General features: G+C 73.6%; 10 protein-coding genes and 1 pseudogene. 6 read left to right on the top strand and 5 right to left on the bottom strand.

Annotation, left to right across the window (positions count from 1 at the left end; all coding sequences use genetic code 11):
* The first annotated feature begins 360 nt into the window (after positions 1-360).
* Both ACFU9E_RS12560 and ACFU9E_RS12555 read left to right on the top strand, forming a co-directional pair.
* Entirely contained in the window at positions 361-1284 is a 924-nt protein-coding gene (locus ACFU9E_RS12560; protein ID WP_380684760.1) for an NAD(P)H-binding protein, read from the top strand.
* A gap of 92 nt (positions 1285-1376) precedes the next feature.
* Positions 1377-1556 (top strand): annotated as a pseudogene (locus ACFU9E_RS12555) (cupin domain-containing protein); the annotation flags it as partial.
* Positions 1557-1733: 177 nt separating this feature from the next.
* Here ACFU9E_RS12555 and ACFU9E_RS12550 read toward each other — a convergent pair.
* On the bottom strand, positions 1734-2564 hold the full coding sequence (locus ACFU9E_RS12550; protein WP_380684759.1) for an SDR family NAD(P)-dependent oxidoreductase: 831 nt from the start codon (positions 2562-2564) through the stop codon (positions 1734-1736).
* Positions 2565-3050: 486 nt separating this feature from the next.
* Here ACFU9E_RS12550 and ACFU9E_RS12545 point away from each other — a divergent pair, with 486 nt between their 5' ends.
* Positions 3051-3737 (top strand): alpha/beta fold hydrolase, encoded by a 687-nt coding sequence (locus tag ACFU9E_RS12545; protein ID WP_380684758.1) that lies wholly within the window; start codon positions 3051-3053, stop codon positions 3735-3737.
* 956 nt (positions 3738-4693) lie between these two features.
* On the opposite strand, the gene ACFU9E_RS12540 is transcribed toward ACFU9E_RS12545, so the two are convergent.
* Positions 4694-5182: a hypothetical protein gene (locus ACFU9E_RS12540; protein WP_380684757.1), complete on the bottom strand. Its 489-nt coding sequence runs from the start codon at positions 5180-5182 to the stop codon at positions 4694-4696.
* A gap of 260 nt (positions 5183-5442) precedes the next feature.
* Between ACFU9E_RS12540 and ACFU9E_RS12535 the strand changes: the two genes are divergently transcribed.
* From ACFU9E_RS12535 to ACFU9E_RS12525, 3 genes are all read left to right on the top strand, one after another.
* Positions 5443-5814 carry a hypothetical protein gene (locus ACFU9E_RS12535; protein WP_380684756.1) on the top strand — a complete coding sequence of 124 codons (372 nt, stop codon included), beginning with the start codon at positions 5443-5445 and terminating at the stop codon, positions 5812-5814.
* 11 nt (positions 5815-5825) lie between these two features.
* Positions 5826-7178, top strand: coding sequence for an ammonium transporter (locus ACFU9E_RS12530; protein WP_380684755.1), 1353 nt, complete (start codon positions 5826-5828; stop codon positions 7176-7178).
* A gap of 180 nt (positions 7179-7358) precedes the next feature.
* Positions 7359-7541, top strand: coding sequence for a hypothetical protein (locus tag ACFU9E_RS12525; RefSeq protein ID WP_380684754.1), 183 nt, complete (start codon positions 7359-7361; stop codon positions 7539-7541).
* Here ACFU9E_RS12525 and ACFU9E_RS12520 read toward each other — a convergent pair.
* The 3 genes from ACFU9E_RS12520 to ACFU9E_RS12510 are packed head-to-tail and all read right to left on the bottom strand — an operon-like array spanning position 7528 to position 16627.
* Positions 7528-9216, bottom strand: coding sequence for an acyl-CoA dehydrogenase (locus tag ACFU9E_RS12520; protein ID WP_380714967.1), 1689 nt, complete (start codon positions 9214-9216; stop codon positions 7528-7530). The genes ACFU9E_RS12525 and ACFU9E_RS12520 overlap by 14 nt on opposite strands.
* Positions 9213-14897, bottom strand: a complete 5685-nt coding sequence (locus ACFU9E_RS12515; RefSeq protein WP_380714965.1) for a beta-ketoacyl synthase N-terminal-like domain-containing protein — start codon at positions 14895-14897, stop codon at positions 9213-9215. The genes ACFU9E_RS12520 and ACFU9E_RS12515 overlap by 4 nt, the downstream gene beginning before the upstream one ends.
* Positions 14894-16627, bottom strand: a complete 1734-nt coding sequence (locus ACFU9E_RS12510; protein ID WP_380684085.1) for a methyltransferase — start codon at positions 16625-16627, stop codon at positions 14894-14896. The genes ACFU9E_RS12515 and ACFU9E_RS12510 overlap by 4 nt, the downstream gene beginning before the upstream one ends.
* Positions 16628-16991: the final 364 nt, after the last annotated feature.

The raw sequence follows: 16991 nt of genomic DNA, 5'->3' as shown, positions 1-16991 counted from the left end.
CGCCCCAAGGCCTTCTCGCCTGCGGACCGGCTCTCGGGCGAGCGGGTGTAGAAGACGTCGAGCACCTTCGCGGGATCGATCTCGGGGGTACCGACGGCATCGATGACCCAGGGCGCCCAGCCGTGCATGCCGGGCGCCCCTGAGGTGCGGCCGAGGCGAGCACGAGACGCCGGACCAGTGAGGGTCGGATCAGCGCGATCTCCTGGGCCACGAAGGAGCCCAGGGAGAAACCGTGCGCAGTGATGGATCACCCCGTCGAGCGGGCGGTGCCGGCCGAAGGCGGCTGCGTGGACGATTCGTGGTCCGTAGGGTTGTCCCGAACGGGCCGAGCGGAGTGGCTGTCCGGCCCGGGGGCAGGAGGTGGTCGTGGTGCAGGTCCAACCCGTCCTTGTCACCGGTGTCGGCGGGCGCGTCGGGGGAGTCGGACGAGCGGTCCTGGACCGGTTGCGTGCCGGGGGTGTGCCCGTGCGGGCGTTTGTGCACCACGACGACGAACGGGCCTCGGCGCTGCGGGCCGTGGACGGCGTCGAGGTGGTGGTCGGAGACCTCACCCGCGGCGCCGACGTGCTGAAGGCCCTGGCGGGCTGCCGTCGGGCCTACTTCGGGATGGGCGTGTCGCCCGCGTACCTGGAGGCCGCGACGACGGTCGCCGCGGCCGCACGGGAGGGTGAGGGCCTCGACCTGCTGGTGAGCATCTCGCAGATGACGGTCTCGCAGATGGACCTCACCAGCGCCGCCGAGTCCCGGCAGCAGCGGCTGCACTGGCTGGCGGAGCACGTCCTCGACTGGTCGGGTGCGCCGGTGGTGCACGTCCGGCCCACGGTGTTCATGGAGAATCCGTTGTTCGCGCGGATCGCCGTCGCCTCGATCCGGCGGGACCGCACGATCCGCCTGCCGTTCGGCTCCGCCCGGACCTCACCGGTCGCCGCGGCCGACGTCGCGGAGGTCGTCGCACGGCTGCTGCTCGATCCGGCGCCGCCGTCCCGCCGCGTCTACGAACTGACCGGGGCGCGCTCGCGTGACATGACGGCCGTCGCGGCCGAGTTCTCCGCCGCCCTGGGCGATGCCGTCACCTACGTCGACGTGCCGTACGAGGAGTGGCTGGAGCGCGACCTGAAGACGCAGGACCTGCCGCCCCACGTCTTCGAGCACATCGCCACGATGGCGCGCCTGCACGGCGAGAACCGGTACGACCGGGCCACGAACGACGTCGCCGAGCTGCTCGGGCGCCCCCCGCTGGGGTTCGACCACTTCATCAGGAGCACCCCCGGCCTGCGGTTGTAGGCCGACTCCGCCGGCCCTTGCCGTGGAGGTCGTACGCGGTCCGCAACTGCGTTCGGGCCGCTTGGCAGTGGCGCTTGCGGCGGAGCTGTGCCGTGCCCGGCGGCGGTGCGATCCCGCACGCCCACGGCCGCGAGGAGGAGGCGTTCCACGTGCTCTCCGGCGACTGCGGCTTCGTCAATGGCGACGTGATCATCAAGGCGGGGCCCGGGGACCTCCGCTTCGTCCCACGAGGCAACCGGCGCGGTTCCACCGGCACCGGTGACCTGCCCGGCCGACTGCTCACCTTCATCATGCCCGGCGGACACGAGGGCTTCTGGCTCGACAACGGCATCGCCCCCGAGCCCGGCAAGGCGGCGCCTCCCCTGACCCCGGAGGACCTCGCGGCCCTCACGGCGGAGCCGACGAGGCACCAGGTGACGATCATGCCCGACCGGGAACCCCGCCCCCCCTCACAGGGAGTCCACGAGCCCGCCGTCGATGACGAAGTCGGCGCCCGTGATGTTCGCGGCGCCGGGACCGGCGAGGAACAGGACGAGGTCCGCGACCTCCGCCGGGCGGGTGAAGCGGCCGGTCGCGGACTGGGCCGCGGCGGCCCGGGCCACGTCGTCGGGGCCGGTACCACGGGACCGTCCGATCGTGGCGGCGACACCATCGGCGCCCTTCCACAGCGCGGTCTCCACCGGGCCGGGGCCGATCGTGTTCACCCGTACACCCCGTGGGCCCACCTCCTTGGACAGGGCTTTGCAGAAGTTGGTCAATGCGGCCTTGGCGGCGCCGTAGTCGATGACCAGCGGGTCCGGCAGCCGGGCGTTGACCGAGGAGACGGTGACGATGCATCCCGCGCCGGAGGCCAGCAGGTGCGGCAGGGCGGCCCGGGTGGCGCGGACGGCGCTCAGGAGGTTGACGTTCAGGGCCCAGTCCCACTCCTCGTCCGTCACGCTCAGGAAACCATCCACCCTCGGGCGCACCGCTCCGACGTTGTTCACCAGCACGTCGATGCCGCCATGGAGCCCGGCGGCCTTGGTGATCAGCTCGGCCGGACCGCCCGGTGTCGCGAGATCGACTTCCACGACGGTGAGGTCCGCGCCCTGCTTCACGTGCGCGTCGAGGGCCCCGGTGCGTGCCCGTGATCCCGCGACGACGTGGCATCCCGCTGCAAGGAACGCCTCGGTGATCGCGAGCCCGATGCCGCGCCCGGCCCCGGTGACGACGACGGTCCGGCCGGCCAGACCCGGGTCGGCACCCGGCACTGCCCCTCGCGACGGTGTGGAAGGGGTCATCGCAAGGTCTCCGCGGTCGGTCGTGTCGGACCGCTGAACGCGGTGTCTGCCAGGCTGCTGTGCGGTCGGCGTCCGTGAACGAGGACGACGGGAATCGAGGTTGTCACGGTTGCGGCCTCTCTGCGCGTGCGTGCGCGGGTGCCCTGACCCGGTATGCCCATATCAGACCGGAACCCTGGCGGCCCCGCATCAGGAAGGGCCGTGGTGTTCACGGTCGGTTACCGACAGCCGCGGGCCGGGCGTGAATCCGGCGGGGCTTCGACACCGCCCGCGCGTTCTCCTCGACGCCGGGGCCGCGTGGTCGTCGGCGGTGACGCCGGTGGTCGGGTGGACGGCGTCGGCCTCAGTTCCATGACGACCACGGCAGTCCGAACCCGCAGACGGAGGCGAAAGGAGCAGCAGTCGCGGCCGACTGCGACGAGTCATAGCATGGCGACCCGGTGTAGCCGGATCATCATGGCTCGATGACGACGAAATGAGGAACCCATGGCCAGCAAGGCCGGCATCGTCTTCGCTCACGGGCTCTGGGCCGACGGCTCGTGCTTCAACAAGCTCATCCCCGTGCTCCAGGCCGAGGGGCATGCGGTCTCCAGCTCGCAGCACGGCCTCGACTCGCTCGAAAGCGACGTCGCGTGCGTCACCCGCTCCATCGACCACGTGCCCGGCCCGGTCGTGCTCGTCGGTCACTCCTACGGCGGGACCCTGATCACCAAGGCCGGCGTTCACGATCGCGTCGGCGCACTGGTCTACATCGCCGCGCTCGGCCCGGACGAGGACGAGACCTCGCAGGAGCAGCAGAACAAGTTCCCCCGTACGCCCGTGTTCGATCACATCGACATCTCCCACGGCCGGATCTGGCTCAAGGAGTCGGGCACCGACGATTTCTGCGGCGATCTGCCGCCGGCCGAGCAGCAGCTCGTCCGGGCCGTGGGCGCCGTGCCGGTCCCCGACCTGTTCGACCAGCAGGTACCCGGCACCGCCTGGCGCACCAAGCCGAGTTGGTACATCGTCGCGAACAACGACCGGACGGTGAACCCGGACCTGGAGCGGGCCGCCGCCGAGCGCATGGGCGCCAAGACCTACGCCGTCGACAGCAGCCACGTGCCCATGCTCTCGCACCCGGACTTCGTCCTCGACGTCATCCGCGACGCCGCGAAGTCCCTCGAAGCGTAGGCACCGGTCGAGCGGCTCTCTCCCGGCGGCACACGCGGTAGGTCACGGCGAGCCCCGCAGAATCACGAAGAGCAGTCCGAGGGTGAAGCTCAGGACGGGCGGCGACGGGGTTGGGTGGCGCTGTGACGAGTCGGGTACCGGCGACTTCTGCGGGTACGAGCGGTCCGGCGGGCGGCTTGGAGGCGGCTCCGAGGCCGTGACGGCGGGTGGATGCCGCGCCTCCGGAGGGACATTCGGGCCGGTGGCCGTCCGGGGCCGAGATCGTGTGAGGGCGGTCAGCGGCAGGAGCCGGAGGTGCCCGGCTGCGCGGCGGTCGGACACCTCCCGTCCGTTCAGGGGGCGGCCCGGTGGTCGTCAGCGAACTCGCCGAGCCCGGTCGTGCTTGTGCGAAGCCGCTCGGGGTGGGCGAAGCCTCGTTCCCGCACGCGGTCGCGGTGGATCTCCTTGTCGAAGCCGAGCAGTCCGCCGCCCGGCGCTCGACGGCCGAGGGAGCGCGGGCCAATGGGTTCCGGGAAGTACGGAGTGACCGGAACCGATTGCCGTCCCGATGCTCCGTGCTCCCGGTTCGGGGGGCGGTGGGGCGTCGGTGCGACGATCGACGCGGGGTCCTGCCGGTTGCCGGCGGAGCGCGGTTCCGCAGGGTCGCGGCCGGGCGGTCGCGGCCTGCTGCTGGTACACGGCCATGTGGGCCGAGAGCCCCGTCGCCCGCGCGCCGCCGACGGTCTCGCGCAGCAGGCCCAGCCGATACGGACCGGGTGGCACCCGGGCGGCGGCCAGCGCTGACAGGGCCGTGCCGACGGCTTCTCGCAGGGTGGCCCAGGCCGCGTCCTGCTCCTGGGGCCAGGCCGCATCAGGCACCTGGAGCATCCGCGCCGCACACCCCAGGTGGCGCCGTGCGCCCCGCTCCGCCGCCACGTGAGGGCGGCCGCTGGGTGCGGGGCGAGGGGTGAGGGCGCTCATGCCGGCCATCCCCTTCGGCGGGCGGCCACCAGGAACGAGTGCAATGGCCCGGTCAGCTCCGCAGCGTGGGTGAAGGAGCAGTACCGGGTGTCCACGAGTGGGCTGAGGTCCTGCAGCAGGGTCGTCCTGATCGGGCAGGATGCGTGGACGGCGAAGAAGATGGGCAGCCGGGGCCCGGCGTGGACGTTGTACGCCACCTCGTACGCGCCCGACTCGCTCAGCTCGGTGCGCACGACCAGCATCGCGTGTGCGCTGTCGAGCAGACCCAAGCGCCAGGCCCGGAAATCCGCGGGCGTGAACTCCAGGCCGGTCTCCTCGGTGAAGGCCTCCTTGAACGTGCCCGCGTGCTGGGCGGCGGGATAGGGCAGGAGGGCCACCAGGCCGCTTGCCACCCCGGGATCGGCGGCCAGGTCCACCACGGCCTGCACCACGTTCCGGTCGCCCGGGCCGGAACGGGTCAGCGGTTGGCGGACGAACAGGCGCAAGGGACCCGACGTGGGAGTGGTCGTCGGTGTCGTGGTCAGCGAAGGGGACGAGGTCGGGACGGGAGGCATCAGGATCACCCCAAGTTGATTTACCTTTCCGCAATCTCTCCGTAGCTCCAAGGTTACCCACTGGGGTTGCTCGGCGGCGCGCCGTACACCGACCGCCATGGGCGCTTCCGGCGGGCGTCGGACGGGGAGGCGCCTTAGCATTCCGGTGGGACAGGGGGCCGCACGCACGGGAACATCCGAGGAGTTTCGCAATGAGCACGCAGCCGCACCCTCCTCGCGCACGCCGTGGCCGACGGCTGCGGGTGCACGGTCACCTGTGGCCGCATGGGCAGGCCGCCCGGCAGTATCCTCACCCGCCCACGGTCCATGGCGTCACCACCCATCTGGCGGAGGCGGCGGCCGCGCTGCACAGCCTCGGTGAGGACGACGACCAGGAGCGCACGGCGATCCTGCGGACCGCGCGCCATGCGACGGACACCGCGCTCGGCGTGCTCACCGCCCTGGGTGCCGCTCCCGGCCCCCGCCGACTGGAGCTGTTGCGCGACTCGGTCCGCGCGGCGCGCGGCACGTTGGAGTCCGGGAAGACGGCGATATACCGGAGCACCGGCGACCGGCTCAGCTGAGCCGGCCCGTGATGCCGGCCGGTTTCAGCGCGGGCGACACCGCTTTCGTCCTGGTCAGCGCGGCTCTGGTGATGCTGATGACCCCGGGGCTGGCGTTCTTCTACGGAGGGATGGCCAGGGTCAAGAGCACGCTGAACATGCTGTTGATGTGCTTCGTCGTCCTGGCGATCGTCAGCGTGCTGTGGGTGCTCTATGGCTACTCGCTCAGCTTCGGGCCCGACGCCTTCCACGGCCTGATCGGCAACCTCGACCACTTGGGGATGCGCGGTATCGGGCGGGACGACCTGCACGGCTCGGTCCCGGTCACCGTGTTCGCCGCGTTCCAGCTGATGTTCGCGGTGATCACCCCGGCGCTGGTGAGCGGCGCGATCGCCGACCGGGCCAGGTTCACCGCGTGGACGCTGTTCGTGGCGCTCTGGGCCACGGTGGTCTACTTCCCCGTCGCGCACTGGGTGTTCAGCACCGACAACGGGCGCGGCGGCTGGCTGGTCGACCGGGTGGGCGTGATCGACTTCGCCGGCGGCACCGCGGTGCACGTCAATGCCGGGGTCGCGGGCCTGGCGCTCTGCCTGGTGTTGGACAAGCGGGTCGGCTTTCGGAAGAGCCCGATGCGCCCGCACAGTCTGCCGCTGGTGATGCTCGGCTCCGGACTGCTCTGGTTCGGCTGGTTCGGCTTCAACGCGGGCTCGGCGTTGGCCGCGAACGGCATCGCCGGCACGGCGTTCCTGAACACCCAGATCGCCGCCGCCGCCGCGATGCTCGGCTGGCTGGCCTACGTGCGGGCGAGGAACGGTGTGTTCACCTCGCTCGGCGCGGTCTCCGGCGCGGTCGCCGGCCTGGTCGCGATCACCCCGGCCTGCGGGTCGGTCTCGGTCCTCGGCGCCGTTGTGATCGGGCTGGTCGCGGGCGCGGTCTGCGCTGCGGCGGTCAGCCTCAAGTACCGGCTGGGCTTCGACGACTCGCTCGACGTGGTCGGCGTGCACGCGGTCGGCGGGGCGGTCGGCTCGATGCTGATCGGCTTCCTCGCCACCGGACACGTCGCCCAGAGCGCCCGGGGCCTGTTCTACGGCGGCGGGATCGGACAACTCGGCAAACAGGCGGTCGGAGTGGTCGTGGTCGCCTGCTACTCCTTCGCGGTGTCCTGGCTACTCGGCCGGACGATCGAGCGGACCGTCGGCTTCCGGGTCGCCGAGGAGGTCGAGGTGGACGGCATCGACCAGACCGAGCACGCCGAGACCGCCTACGACTTCACCGCGGCGGGGGCTCCCCGGCGCGAGCCCGCAGCCCCCCGCCCCCGGCTGCGAGGTGCGGTGGGCGGCCTGGCGACGGCCGTGCGGAAGGCGTTGCGAAGGAACGCCCGGTAGGCGCTCGCACTGTCGACGACCTCGCGTAGCGGCGTCGGCGGCGTTCAGCCAGGAGGAGGTGGTGGGGGTGTGGGCGATCTCAACGTCATTGGTCCCGGCCCGGTCCACCACCCGGCGGCCCCTTTCCTGTCGGCGCCGCATTGGTCACACTCCCTGTGGATGGTCAATAGGTGCCGTGCGATGAGGAAGGACAGGAAGCTCTGCAGGAACCGGGTCTCCCACGCCTGTCGGCTGCACGTGCAGGGCCGCGACAGCGACGGCACACCCGTGCAGATCTACTGGTGGAACGGCACCGGAGCCCGGGACGGGACGACCGCCGAATGGACGCCCCCGGAGGTGGGGTGTCGGCTCACTCCCCGCTGAGTGCCGCGATGTAGTCCGGGCGAGCGAGGGGGCTGTCGAGGAGTGCGGGCGGGACGGCCATCAGGTCCACCACACGCGCGGCCAGCGGGCGAAGCCTGTCGTGGATTCCGTCCAGGGCCAGGGACCAGCTGGTGACCTGATCCGCAGTCGCCAGTCCGGACATGAGGTATCCGGCGGGGTCCGAAACCACCCGGTCCAGGCGGGCAGCGCGCAGGAGGTCGGCTGCCACGGGGTCGTCGGCCTGCCGGGGCAGCGCGGTCTCGGCAGCGGTGCGGGTGACGTGGGCGCGGGCCAGGGCTCCCGCCAGGGCTGACTGGTCGTCCCAGGCGTCGGCCGGGTCGGCTCCGTCGGCGGCGGCTCTGGCGAGTCGTTCCGTCAGGTCTTCGTGCAACGTGCGCTCGTGCGTGCGGAAGAGGGCGCCGAGGCCGTCCTCGTCCCGGAGGTGCGCGAGGCCCGCGGGTGGCGCGGGTTGTGCCGCGAGGGAGCGGGCGGCGTCCAGCATGATCAGCCGGTTGTCCCCGCCGGCGGAGTGGAAGGCCGCGGTGAGTGCCTGGTAGTCGACGAGTCGGTTCTCGGAGAAGAAACCGAGTGCTCCGGTCGCCGAGCGGCACCGTGCCACCGCCCGGTCGGCGAGCAGGTCGACGGCCGCCTTGGTGAGCGCCAGGGTGCTCATCACCTCGGGAGATGGTCCGCGGCCGCGGCCGCCGCCTGCGGGGATGTCCCAGCAGGCGGCGGTCACCTGGCGGGCGAGGACGGTGGCGGTGTAGGCGTCGGCCGCCGCACCGAACAGCAGACGCTGCTGGTCCCGGTGATCCAGGGCGGTCCGCTCGCCGCCGTTACGGTCGGCGGTGATGCGGCGCAGCGCGTGCGGCAGTGCGATGGAGACGGCGGCACGGGCGGCGGCGGCCAGGCCGACGGTGACGGCGCCCCACGCGAAGCGGCTCATGCCCAGGCTGCGCCGGGTGCGCTCCCCGGCACCGCCGGCCGGGTCGTGGAAGCCGCCGTCGGGAGTGAGGGTGGCGCCGTCGGCGAGCCAGCGGTGGCCGGGGATCCGGACCCGGTCGAAGCGGACGGTGGCGTAGTCCAGCGGCAGCAGGGCGGTCGGGGGATGTCGGCGGATGGTGACACCCGGCGCGGTGGCGTGCGCGTCGCGGAGCTCGACCAGGAAGAGGAAGACACCACGGTCAGTGCCGTCGACCCGCAGCCGGGCGCTCACGGTGGCGAGCCGTGGCACGCCGGGTTCACCCACGTTGGGCGGGTACTTGGCCGCGCCGGGCTCTGGTGAGTGCAGGACGAACTCGCCGCAGGCGCGGTCGAGGACCGCTTCGGTGCGGATGGCGGCACTGCTGTTCCCCCGTCCGAGTTCGGTCATCAGGGCGGCGCCGACGAAGCTGCCGCTGGCGAGTGCGTCGAGGTCGGCCGGGTGGGCACCGTAGTCGAGTGCGGGGCCCAGCGTCATGCAGTGGTGGAGGAACATGACGTGGAAGAGCCGGGGGTCGGCGGCGGCGGTGAGTTCGAGCAGGTTCCGCAGCCGCGGCTGGTCGGTGATCATGGGCTGGCCGGCGCCGAGTTCGGCGGTGAGCCGGCGCAGCGCGGGGTAGGGAGAGGCCGTCCGGTCCGCGTCGCGCACGCGCAGCAGCGCCTCGGTCACCTGGTGATGGGGGCGTCCGGTCACGGGTGTGGCTCCTCGGGGTGGGGTGGTCCGCCGCACCGGTCGGTGATCCAGGATTCGATGACCCGGGCCAGGGCGGGCGCGTGCTCGGTCATGACGGTGAGGTGGTCGCCCGGGACGTCCGCGGTGGTGTGCGGCAGGTTCCAGCGGGCCAACGGACCGACGCTGGACAGTGGTTCGGCTGCCCGAACCAGCAGCGTCGGGGAGCGCAGGGGGCCGGGAACGAGGTGCTCCAGCAGGCGGAGGTAGCCGCCGGCGGCGCTGAGTCGGCGGGTGCCGATCGGCTCGGTGGCCAGCGGGTCGGGGCGTTGGGCCAGGCGGGCGAGGACGGGCGGGAGGGTGGTGGCGTGGAAGGCGGCGTCGGGCCACGGGGTGTCGAGCAGGACCAGGCCGTGCGGCGGGTGGCCCAGCCGTTCCAGATGCTGGGCCAGGGCGTGGGCCAGCAGACCGCCGGAGGAATGTCCGCAGAGCAGTATCGGCGACTGCGGTGCGTGCCGGCGCAGGCTTTCGACGTGGCTGGTGGTGAGTGCCGTCAGGTCGGCGGGCAGGGCCTCGGTTGCGGCGAAGCCGGGCAGTGGCAGGACGGTGGTTCGGCCGCGGTAGTGCCGGGCGAGTTCGGTGTACTCGTGGGGGCCGCCGGTGGGGAGCACGGAGGGGACGCAGAGCAGGAGGGGAAGGCCCGCGGCGGGGTGTGAGGTCCCGCCGGGCAGCGGGATCGTCCGGGGCGCCTGCGCGCCGGCAGCCTCGCGGACGAAGGTCCGGCGGAGCGCCGCGGCGGCCTGGAGGAGGTCGCGCGCCGCCGCGCCGTTGCCCGTGCGGCAGGCTTCGCGGTACAGCGCGTCCAGGCCGTCCGGGAGTTCGGGGTCGTCGTCGGGAACGGACCGCTCCGGGGGCCTGGCGACATCAGGGGTGGCGGGCTGCTGTCGGAACTGTTGTGACAGGTGGTCGGCGAGCCGTCGCGGGGTCGGGTGGTCGAGGACGACTGTTGCCCGCAGGGCGAGGCCGAGCTCCCGGGCAAGGCGGGTCCGCAGCTCCAAGGCCGCCAGGGAGCCGGCGCCGAGCTCGCTGAAGGTCGCGTCGGTCGGCACTTCGGCGTCCGAGGACTGGCCGAGGACGGCCGCGGTGTGCGCCACCACACGGGTCAGCAGGTCGGGGCCGCCGGTACTGGGCTCGTCATCTTCGACGGGTGCGGCGGGATCGGCGCTGCGGGTGGTGGTGAGCCAGAAGTGCCGGCGCTGGAACGGGTAGGTCGGCAGCTCCACCCGCTCCGGCGGTGCGTCATGCAGAACGGGCCGCCAGTCGACCGGACCGCCGGCCGTGTGGACCTCGGCCGCCGAGAGCAGGAAGCGGTGCGGGCCGGGCTCCCCGCGGACCAGGGTGGGGATGACGGTGGCGGGCAGGTCGGCCGCGTCGGCGGTCTCCGCCACGGCCTGGGTGAGCACGGGGTGGGGGCTGATCTCGATGAAGCGCCGGTGGCCGCCGTCCAGGAGGGTGCGGACGGTGTCGGCGAAGCGCACCGGTTCGCGCAGGTTGCGGTACCAGTACCCGGGGTCCAGGCGGACGGTGTCCAGGTGGCCGGGTTCGACGGTCGAGTAGAACGGCACGGTGGCGGGGGCGGTGCGGACCCCGGCCAGCGCGGTGGTCAACGTGGCGGCGAGCGGTGCCACGTGGGCGGAGTGCGAGGCGTAGCCGACGGGCAGCAGTCGGGCCGGTACGCCCTCGGCGGTGAGATCGGCGACCAGCCGTTCGACGGCCGCGGTCTCCCCCGCGACGACTGCGGAGCGAGGCGAGTTGCGGGCCGCCACCGTGATCGCGCGGCGGCCCGCCAACTCGGCGGCCAGTCCGTCCTCCGGCAGCGCCACGGCTGCCATCGCGCCGGGCGCCAGCCGCCGGACCTCGCGGGCGCGGACGGCGACCAGGCGGGCCGCGTCCTCCAGGGAGAGGGCTCCGCACACATGCGCGGCAGCGATCTCGCCCTGGCTGTGGCCGGCCACGGCGTCCGGGTGGATGTCGAACGACCGCCACAGCGCCGCCAGGGACACCATGACCGCGAACAGCGCGGGTTGGGCGACATCGGCGCGTTCCAGCGGGGGCGAGTCGGCCTCATCGCGCAGCAGTGCCGTCAGGGACCAGTCGACGTGCGGGCTGAGCGCGCTCTCGCAGGCGACCAGCGATCGGGCGAACGCCGGGAAGGCCGCGGCCAGGTCGCCGGCCATACCCGGCCACTGGGGTCCCTGCCCGGGGAAGACGAACACCGTGCGGCCCGGCTCGTCGGCCCGTCCGAGGACGGTGTCCGGCGACCACGCGCCCGCCGCCACCGCGTCCAGCCCGGTGAGCAGCGTCTCCTGGCGGGTACCGACGACGACCGCCCGCTGCCGCAGCGCCGGGCGGGTCCCGAGCAGGGCCCGCCCGACCGCTGCCGGTACCTGCTGCGGCGCCGCCCGTACGGTCGCCGCCAGCCGCCCGGCCACCTCGCGAAGCGCCTGTGGGTCGTGCGCGGAGAGCAGCCAGGGCACTGGGGTGTCCGCACGGAGCTCCGGCCGTGGCCGCGCCGGTGCGGGCGGCTCCGGCGGCGGTTCGGCGAGGATCACGTGGGCGTTGGTGCCGCTGATGCCGAACGCCGAGACGCCGGCGCGACGCGGCCGGTCGGTCGAGGGCCAGGGCCGCGCCCGGTGCAGCAGTTTGAGCGCGCCGTCCGCGAGGCCTGGGGGCAGGTCCGGCCCGGTGACGTGGCGGGTGGCAGGCAGCGTGCCGTGCCGCAGCGCCAGTACCGTCGTGACCACCCCGGCCATGCCGGCCGCGGCCTGGGTGTGGCCGAGGTGGGACTTGACCGAGCCGAGCCACACCGGGCGATCGGCGCGCGTGAAGACGGCGGTCAGCGCCCCGGCTTCGATCCGGTCGCCCAGCGGGGTTCCGCTGCCGTGTGCCTCGATGGCGTCGATCTGTTCGGGTGTCAGGTCGGCGTCCGCGAGGGCCTGGCGAATCACCCGTTCCTGGGCGGGACCGCTGGGTGCGGTCAGGCCGTTGCTGGCCCCGTCCTGGTTGACGGCGCTGCCCGCCACCACGGCGAGCACCGGGTGGCCCTTGGCGCGGGCGTCGGACAGCCGCTCCAGGACGATCACCGCGGCGCCCTCGCCCCAGCCCGTGCCGTCCGCCTCCGCGGTGAACGGCTTGCAGCGGCCGTCGGGGGCCAGCGCCCGCTGCCGGGCAAAGTCCACGAAGGGGGCGGGCGTTCCCATCACGGTGGCACCACCCGCCAGGGCCAGGTCGACCTCGCCCTCGCGCAGGGCTCGCACGGCCAGGTGCATCGCCACCAGGGAGGACGAGCAGGCGGTGTCGAGGGTCAGGGCGGGCCCGGTCAGGCCGAGCTGGTAGGCCAGCCGGCCGGAGGCGACGCTCGGCGCGGTCCCGATGAGCAGCTGCCCGTCGTACAGTCCCGGGGCCTCGCCCACGCGCGGCGCGTAGTCACCGGGCATCACCCCGAGGTAGACGCCTCCGGCAGTGCCTTGCAGGGTGGTGGGGTCGATGCCCGAGCGCTCCAGCGCCTCCCAGCCAGTCTCCAGCAGCAGGCGCTGCTGCGGATCCATCCGCAGGGCCTCCCGGGGCGAGATGCCGAAGAAGGCCGCGTCGAAGCCGGCGGCGTCGGACAGGAAGCTCCCGCCGCGGGCGTACGTGCGCCCGGGGCGCCCCGGTTCGGGATGGTACAGCCGGTCGACGTCCCAGCCCCGGTCACGGGGAAGGCCGGTCACCGTGTCGCGGCCCTCGGTGAGCAGCCGCCACAGTGTCTCCGGGGAGTCCACCGCGCCGGGGAAGCGGCAGCCGATGCCGGTGATCACCACGGGATCGTCATCGTGCTCCCGGAGCCGGTCGGCTGCCGGGGCGGGCGAGGGTGTGGCCGTGAGGAAGCGGGCCAGTTCACGCGGCGAGGGGTGGTCGTAGGCCGCGGTGCTCGCCACCGGCCGCCCGAGCCGTCCGGACAGGCGGACAGCCAGGCGCACGGCCCCGGCCGAGTCCAGCCCCAGCTCACGGAACCGGGCCCCGGGAGTGGGAGGGGCGCCGGTGAGGCCGGCCAGCTCCGCCTCGATCAGCGCCAGCACGGCCTCGAACGACGCCGGGCCGCCTGGGGCGGCCGACCCGGGGGCCGCCAGGTCGGCCAGCAGGTCAGCGAGCCTCGCGCGGGCCACCTTTCCGGTCGGGGTCAGCGGGATCGCGTCGACTGCGAACAGGTCCAGGGGCCACTTGTAGCGGGCCACGCCGCGCTCGGCCAGCAGGTCGTGCACCTGGGCCAGGTCCAGCGCCGTCCCGTCCCGGAGGGCCACCAGCAGCACCGGGTATTCGCCGAGCCGGGCGTCCGTGCGCGCGGCGACGGCCAGCGTCCGTGGTTGCGGCAGGGCGGCGAGTTCGGTCTCGACCTCGGAGGCGGTGAACTTCAGGCCGCCGACATTGATGAGTTCGGCGTTCCGGCCTCGGTGGACGAGGTTGCCGTCGGCCCGGCGCAGGGCGCGGTCCCCGGTGCGGAGCCAGCCGTCCGGGGTGAACGCCGCCGCGGTCGCCTGTGGATCGTCCAGGTAGCCGCGGAACAGATGCGGTCCGCGGAACTGGAGTTCGCCGGTCACGTCGTCGGGGCACAGTGTGCCGTCCTCGGCGACGACCCTGGCGTGCGACCCGGAGACGGGACGGCCGATGGCGGCCACCGTCTCGGGCGGATCGTCCGGCCTGGTGAAGGCACCGGCGCCCAGTTCGGACATCCCCCACTGGACGACCGTCCGCGCGCTCAGCACCTCGCCCACCTGGGCGACCAGTTCGCCGGGCACGGCCGCGCCGCCGGTGCGCACCTCCCGCAGGGTCAGGTCGCCGGGCTCGACCTGCCGGACCAGGTCACGCAGTTGCGCGGGCACGGCGAACAGCACGCTCGCCCCGCTCTCCCGCGCCAGCGCAGCGAACGCGTCCGCGTCCCAACGCTCCAGCAGCACCTGCCGGGCGCCGGTGACCAGGGCCAGGTGAACGGAGAGCAGGCCGAACAGGTGCGTGAACGCGCTGGCGCTGACCAGCACGTCGGCGGCCTGCGCCTGACCGTCCCGGGCGACCGCCTCGGCGTTGGAAAGCAGTCCGGCGTGGCTGTGCAGGCAGATCTTGGGCCGCCGCGAGGTGGTGCCGGAGGACGGCATGAGGACGAGCGGACGGTCCGGGGTGACCTCCACAGGCTCGGGACCGCGCCCGCTGAACCGTTCCACCAGCTGCGCGAAGTGCGGCGCGGAACCGGCGCCAGGTCCAACGGCGAGCCGGCGGACCCCGGCGCTCTCCTGGCCGGTCGGAGCCACGAGGAGTGCGGCCCGCGCCCGGTCGAGCAGGGCGGCCGACTCCCGCGCACCGAGCGCGAGGTGCAGCGGTAGCAGGACGGCACCGAGTTCGGCGACGGCCGCGTGGGTGACCAGGTACTCCCAGCAGTTGGGCAGTTGGACGGCCACCACGTCGCCGGGGCCGATGCCGAGGTCCTGGAGGCCGGCTGCCAGGGCGCCGGCCTCGGCCCGCCAGTCGGCCCAGCTGTGGCTGCGCCGCCCGTCGGTGGCGGCGACCGCCGCACCGAGGGCGGCGGCCCGGCGGTCCAGCAGCCCGGGCAGGGTGTGCCGATAGGCCGCGTCCGGCCCGGGGGCGACCAGGTAGTCGGCCGTGGTGACGCTCATGCCCGCACCTCACGTTCGGCCGGGGCACCGCCCGGTTCGGGCCAACTGGCGCGCAGCAGGTGGCCGTCCAGCGGCAGGGGACGGACCTCCGTCACCCGCGGGCCCGCCGTGGCCGGCAGTTGCTCGTAGTGGCCGAGGGCCCGCTCGCGGCCGCCGACGTCGCACAGCATGTGCAGGTCCCAGGGAACGGCGAGCGAAGGCCTCTCGTCCTCCGGCAGGAGCCTTTCCACCACGAGGAGTTCGGCGTGTGCGGGAATGGCCCGCGCGCAACGCTCCAGCAGGTCGGCGCAGAAGCCGTCGTCCCAGTCGTGCAGGACCCGCGAGAGCACGTACACGTCCCCACCGCCCGGCACGGTCCGGGTGAAGTCGCCGGACACCACCTCGCAGCGGTCGGCGAGGCCGGCGGCAGCCAACCGGGCGCGGGCGGCCCGGGCGACCGCCTCCCGTTCCAGCAGCACCCCCCGCGTCGCCGGGGCACGGGTCAGCACACCGCGCAGCAGCTCACCGTCGCGGCCCGCCACGTCCACCACCACCCGGGCCCGCGAGGCCGCCACCGCCTCGGCCACCGGTGCGAACATCGCGGCGCCGGCCGCCATCGCCCGGTCGAACAGGACGGACAGCTCGGGATCGGCGGAGAAGTGCTCGAAGTGCCCGCGTCCGAAACGGTGCGCGAAGGCCTCGCGGCCCGTCCGCACGGCGTGATCCAGGTCGGCGAAGGAGTCGTGGAACGGGCCGCCGTACAGCAGCGCCAGCGGCCGGAGGCTGTGCGGGACGTCGCTGCGCAGCGACGCGCCCAACGGCCCCAGGCGATAGCCGCCATCGTCGCGGGCGGCGATCCCGAGGGCCGACAGGTGACGCAGCAGCCGTCCGAGCCCGTCCGGATCGGCGCCCGCCCGCTCCGCCAACTCCCCGACCGACGATGCCGGTTCGGCAGGCGCGGGCAACAAGTCGGCCAGACCGGGCCGGGCGGCCACGGCGATCGACTGGCTGGTCCAGGCGCCCGTCATCAGCTCCAGGAGCCGGCGCTCCGGTTCGACAGCGGGCTCCTCCAGGTGGGCCGCCAGCACCTGCGGGTGCGCGCCGCGTGCATACAGCTCCAGGCGGCGGCGCAGCGCCGGTCCGCCTCCGGAGCCGGCCCGGAAGTAGAGCACCGTGCCGTCCTCGTGTGCGTTGTAGCCACCCCCGTCCGGCCGCATCCCTCCCGCGCCGGTCAGCAGCACTCGTAGACCGTCCAGGACAACGCGGTCCGGCCGGACCACCCGCAGCGCCAGGTGCTCCTCGCCGCGCTCGACCGCCTCCCGCTCGGCCACCCGCCGGGCGGGCGACCCGTGCGGCGCGACCAGGGCGAAGACCTCGACCTCCCGCGGCCGGCCACCGGGTCCCGGCACCGGGGCGCTCAGTATGCTGACCTCCAGTTCCCGCGGAGCCAGTCCGTAGCGGTCGGCCAGGCGCTGCCGCACCACCGTACTCGGACGGGAGGAGCCCACCTCCAGCCCACGCGAACGCACTGCCGCGCGCAGCACCGGTTCCGACGGAGCACTAAGCAGTACGGCCGCATGGGCGAGTTCGCAGTGCCGGGCGAGATCGGCGCGCTCCCCGGGAGCGAGGGCGGGGGCCACTGCGCCCAGCGCCTCCTCGATCCCGGCCTCGCGGATCAGCGCGAGCGCCTCGTCGAGCGGTGCGAGATTCACCGGGCTGGTCGCGGGCTCCGACTCCGGACGATCCGTCATCGTTGTCTCCCCTTCTCGGCAAGCTGCACCGCTCCTGCTCCGCGTGACGCAGCCCCGCCAGGAACTTCCCCGACCGCGGTGCCCGAACACATCAAGGTCAGGAGAGATCCGCACGGGATTCCCGAGGCGGGCCGTGAACGCGCAGTTGATCTTGGCCAGGCAAGAGGTATCCCGTGGCGAGGTGATGAACCTTCGCTGAGGACGCACATGCGAACGCGGGGGGCGCCCGCGGTGGGCCACAGGACGCCACCGCCCTTGAGGCGGCATCCCCGTAAGCCTTCCGGTCGGCTCTCCCGGCTGCAGGACCGCATCGAAGTCGCCAAGGGCAGCGCTCTGACCAGCGGCGAGGGAAGTGATCTTCGAG

Source organism: Kitasatospora sp. NPDC057595 (assembly GCF_042800875.1).
In the GTDB taxonomy this organism is placed as follows: Bacteria; Actinomycetota; Actinomycetes; order Streptomycetales; family Streptomycetaceae; genus Kitasatospora.
This window is presented reverse-complemented; position numbering and strand designations above follow the sequence as displayed.

Coding starts and splice junctions, on each gene's coding strand:
- ACFU9E_RS12535 (WP_380684756.1), top strand. CDS start 5,443: ATGAGCACGCAGCCGCACCCTCCTCGCGCACGCCGTGGCCGACGGCTG.
- ACFU9E_RS12530 (WP_380684755.1), top strand. CDS start 5,826: ATGCCGGCCGGTTTCAGCGCGGGCGACACCGCTTTCGTCCTGGTCAGC.
- ACFU9E_RS12550 (WP_380684759.1), bottom strand. CDS start 2,564: ATGACCCCTTCCACACCGTCGCGAGGGGCAGTGCCGGGTGCCGACCCG.
- ACFU9E_RS12510 (WP_380684085.1), bottom strand. CDS start 16,627: ATGACGGATCGTCCGGAGTCGGAGCCCGCGACCAGCCCGGTGAATCTC.
- ACFU9E_RS12515 (WP_380714965.1), bottom strand. CDS start 14,897: ATGAGCGTCACCACGGCCGACTACCTGGTCGCCCCCGGGCCGGACGCG.
- ACFU9E_RS12525 (WP_380684754.1), top strand. CDS start 7,359: ATGAGGAAGGACAGGAAGCTCTGCAGGAACCGGGTCTCCCACGCCTGT.
- ACFU9E_RS12545 (WP_380684758.1), top strand. CDS start 3,051: ATGGCCAGCAAGGCCGGCATCGTCTTCGCTCACGGGCTCTGGGCCGAC.